We start from the raw sequence: 3877 nt of genomic DNA, 5'->3' as shown, positions 1-3877 counted from the left end.
GTATCATATTGATTGACTCTGTAGGAATATTCACTCCCTGTCGTTTCATCTTCTCTTTCTGCAGTGTCCAGTCATATTGGTTGACAAACTCCATCGCACGTTCAGGGTGGGGCATCATTGCAAGAACTTTCCCGTTTTCAGAAGTTATCCCTGCAATATCTGCAGTTGAACCGTTAGGATTGAACGGGTATTCCCCGTTTGCAGATCTCATATCCTCTTTACAATAAGTAAAGGCGATCATCTTTTTGCTCTGAAGTTTAGCAAGAGTCTCTTTAGAGCAAGAAAAATTGCCTTCTCCATGAGATACCGGACAGACAATTCTCTCAATACCTTTTGTCCAGATATTGTCGGCAGCAGGTTTCAATGTGACATACCGGCATTCCAGCACACCTTTATGGTTTGGCATCAGTGCAATATCACGCTTGAACTGCTTGTTAAACGCAGGTACGAGTCCAAGGTTTGCAAGGATTTGAAACCCGTTACAGATCCCGAGGACAAGATTGTTGCCATCGAGAAATTCAGTGAGATCATTCCAGAGATTATTTCTGACCCTGTTTGCAAATGCATTTCCTGCACCGGTATCATCACCGTACGAGAAACCTCCCGGAAATACAAGCAGCCGATAATCAGACAGTCTCTGTTTTTTATCAATCAGATCATTGATGTGAACAATATCAGAACCCATTCCTGCACGGGCTAAAACTTCTTGTGTCTCCATCTCCGAATTGATTCCGTATCCGCTCATGATGAGGGCTTTATCAGGGATCATGTCAGGATATTCCTCTACATAGACAGAAGAAGTCATATTAGTACCCTCCGAATGGTTTTTTATACGCAGCCTCAAGTTCGCTTACCGGTACAGATATGAGCTGCTTTTTTCCTGAAATCTGCAGGTTTTTACCGCTCACACGCCCGATAAGGATGGCGTCAGAACCCATCGTCCGTTCAAATGAACGTTTATTGTCTGGTGCTATTGTGACTACAAACCTTCCAAGCGTCTCTGAAAAGAGTAGGAGATCAGATCTTCCTTCACCAGGGATGGTAACATCCATTCCAAGCCACCCCCCGATTGCCACTTTTGCAAGGGCAACTGCCAGACCTCCATGTGTGACCGGGAAGGCCGAAGCCACCAGATCATGCAGAATGGCATAAGTCAGTTTTTCATACCGTGCTTTCACTCCTGGGATATCAATATGAGGAACCATTCCGGTAGCACCATTCACACCACATAGGTGGGCAAAGTACTCTGATCCGCCGATTTCTTCGTTTGTTTCTCCGATAAGATAGACCAGATCACCTTCAATCTTGGCATCCAGTGAGACTGCCTTGGTCACATCCGGATGAACTCCGATGGAAGAAATCAGCAGGGTTGGAGGGACTGAAACTCTGACCCGGTTGTTATCTGCGTCAAAGCCGGAGAAATCATTGAACATACTGTCCTTTCCGGAAATGAACGGGGTCATAAACCCGGTTGCCCCATCATAACATCCCCGTGCTGCTGCTTTCAGCTGATCAAGGCGCTCCGGCTCGTCTGACGAGCACCAGCAGAAGTTGTCAAGGATGGCGATTGAATCAAGGGGGATGCCAATGGCAATAAGACCGCGAATGGCTGTATCAATGCAGGCGATTGCCATACGATAGGAATCGATCTCTGAATATGAAGGGAAGAGACTCTGGGAAAGTCCAACTCCTTTCTTTGAAGAAGCAACAACTTTTGTCAGAGTTGCCATTCCCTGGACTCTGCCTACCCCCTGGACTGGTCCGAGAACATGTCCTCCTTGTACAGTATGATCATACTGAATCGAGATGAACTCCTTTGAACAGATGTTCTTTCGCTGAAGCATCGTTTTCAGTGTCTCGCCGAGTTCCTCAGGACATCCGGGTGTAGGATCGCTTCTCCCAGGAGATGACGGTGATGTCTTGAGATGCTTTGCAGGGAGCCCGTCATGAAGGAAAGAGAGTTCGATATCCATTACCGTGGATCCGTTGAACTCAACCACACAGCGTCCGGTATCAGTAAAAGCTCCGATTACTGTCCCTTCAACCTCTCTGCGTCCGAGCAACTCCATGAGTTCATTTATTTTTTCCGGAGGTACTGCAAGGGTCATCCGCTCCTGTGATTCAGAGATCCAGATCTCCCACGGTGCCATTCCCGGATATTTAAGCGGAACTTTATCAAGCAAAACGTGACAACCGTTGCACTCCTTTGCCATCTCTGCTACGGAACATGAAATGCCCCCTGCTCCATTGTCGGTAATGCTGGTATACAGACCTCTATCGCGGGCTTCTTTTACGATAACATCTGATACCTTCTTCTGGGTGATTGGATCTCCTATCTGGACCGCAGTCACCGGACTTGCCGGATCTAATGCTTCAGATGAGAAGGTGGCACCATGGATTCCATCTTTTCCAACTCTGCCACCAATAACAACGATGAGATCGCCTGGCCTGGCTTGTTTCTCATATAGATTCCGGACTGCATTTTTACGGGGCATGACCCCCACGGTTCCTGCAAAAACCAGGGGTTTTCCACAGTACCGGTCATCAAACCAGACAAATCCCTGTGGTGTTGGAATTCCTGAGCAGTTACCTCCAACTCCGACTCCTGATACAACTCCGTCAAGGATACGTCGTGGTGGGAGAATCGGATTTGACTGATCTTTTCCACGGAATAGAACCGGGTTAGTATCAGGATCACCGACACAAAATCCATAGATATTGATGCAGGGTTTTGCTCCAAGTCCAAAACCGATAGTATCACGGTTTACACCAACGATACCGGTGAGAGCGCCGCCGAACGGATCAAGAGCCGATGGTGAGTTGTGTGTCTCAACCTTATGAGTGACGAGATACTCATCGTCAAAGATGATACCCCCTGAGTTATCTGAAAATACGCTCAGGCAGATGTCTTTATCCCCTTTTTCTGCCCGGATTTTATTGGTCGCTGCCTGGATGAATGTTTTATATAGACCTTTTGGAACATCTTCGTCCATTGCTGAAGCAAAGATTGTGTGTTTACAATGTTCGCTCCATGTCTGGGCAAGTGATTCAACTTCAACGTCTGTTGGGATTCTTCCAATTGTCTTAAAATAGTCTCTGATGGCATGCAACTGTGCAAGGTCAAGGGCGAGTGGACCCCTTCTTTGGCCAGTTACAGGATCTAATATTCCTTCTTTCCCAATCCGTATGAGGTCCTGATCCTCAAGATTGAGATTAACAGGTTCAGCAGTTGGAAGTTCGTGTAGTTCAACAAACGGCACCACAGGATCCATACCACTGGTTCCGTACTCCTGACGTGTTTTTATATGAACCCGGTTGACTAGCGGGTTTGCAAGGGTTGATGTCAGCGTATTTAACACATCAGGGGTGAGTTTTCCACAGACAAAGTAAAGATGCGATGTGTAGACTGCTTCTCCAGGCTCAAATTTTCGATTAGTAAAATCTTCTATGGTCTGTCGTGCAGTTGTTCCTACATTATCTGTGACACCTGGGAGGAACCCAACTTCAATGGCTGTATCAAAATATGCCTGAGTGGCCTCATCCACTGTAAACTTCTGTACCACTGGGTTGCTCAGTTGCAGGCCAATCTCCCTGAGTTCGTCCTGAGTGAAATCTTTAGAGACTGTGGAGATGGTATAAATATCAACAAGATGGAGTTCTTCGATTGGGATTCCAAGCGAACGAATCCGGTCTGTTCTGACCTTAAGGCGGGGATCGACCTTATAACGGATCTCAATCCGATGGATATATGCCATGTGTACCTATTGTTTGATCGTTTAGGGGCAAAATATGTATCAAGCCAGAGGAGTTCCTGATGGAAATAAAATGGATAGATAATAATCAGGTTACCATATGTTACTTTGCTTCGGTTTGGGCG

General features: G+C 46.5%; 2 protein-coding genes. Both read right to left on the bottom strand.

All coding sequences use genetic code 11. The annotated features are described in order from the left end of the window. Positions 1-805: phosphoribosylformylglycinamidine synthase subunit PurQ (locus VN429_RS05175; protein ID WP_325630527.1), on the bottom strand; the 805-nt coding region annotated here is incomplete at its 3' end. 1 nt (position 806) lies between these two features. Further along, complete coding sequence (locus tag VN429_RS05170; RefSeq protein WP_325630525.1) at positions 807-3755, bottom strand: phosphoribosylformylglycinamidine synthase subunit PurL; 2949 nt, start codon at positions 3753-3755, stop codon at positions 807-809. Positions 3756-3877 lie beyond the last annotated feature (122 nt).

Source organism: Methanospirillum sp., from assembly GCF_035560735.1.
Classification (GTDB): Archaea; Halobacteriota; Methanomicrobia; order Methanomicrobiales; family Methanospirillaceae; genus Methanospirillum.
The sequence above is the reverse complement of the archived record's forward strand: the minus strand, read 5'-3'. Positions and strand labels throughout refer to the sequence as shown.

Coding starts and splice junctions, on each gene's coding strand:
- VN429_RS05170 (WP_325630525.1), bottom strand. CDS start 3,755: ATGGCATATATCCATCGGATTGAGATCCGTTATAAGGTCGATCCCCGC.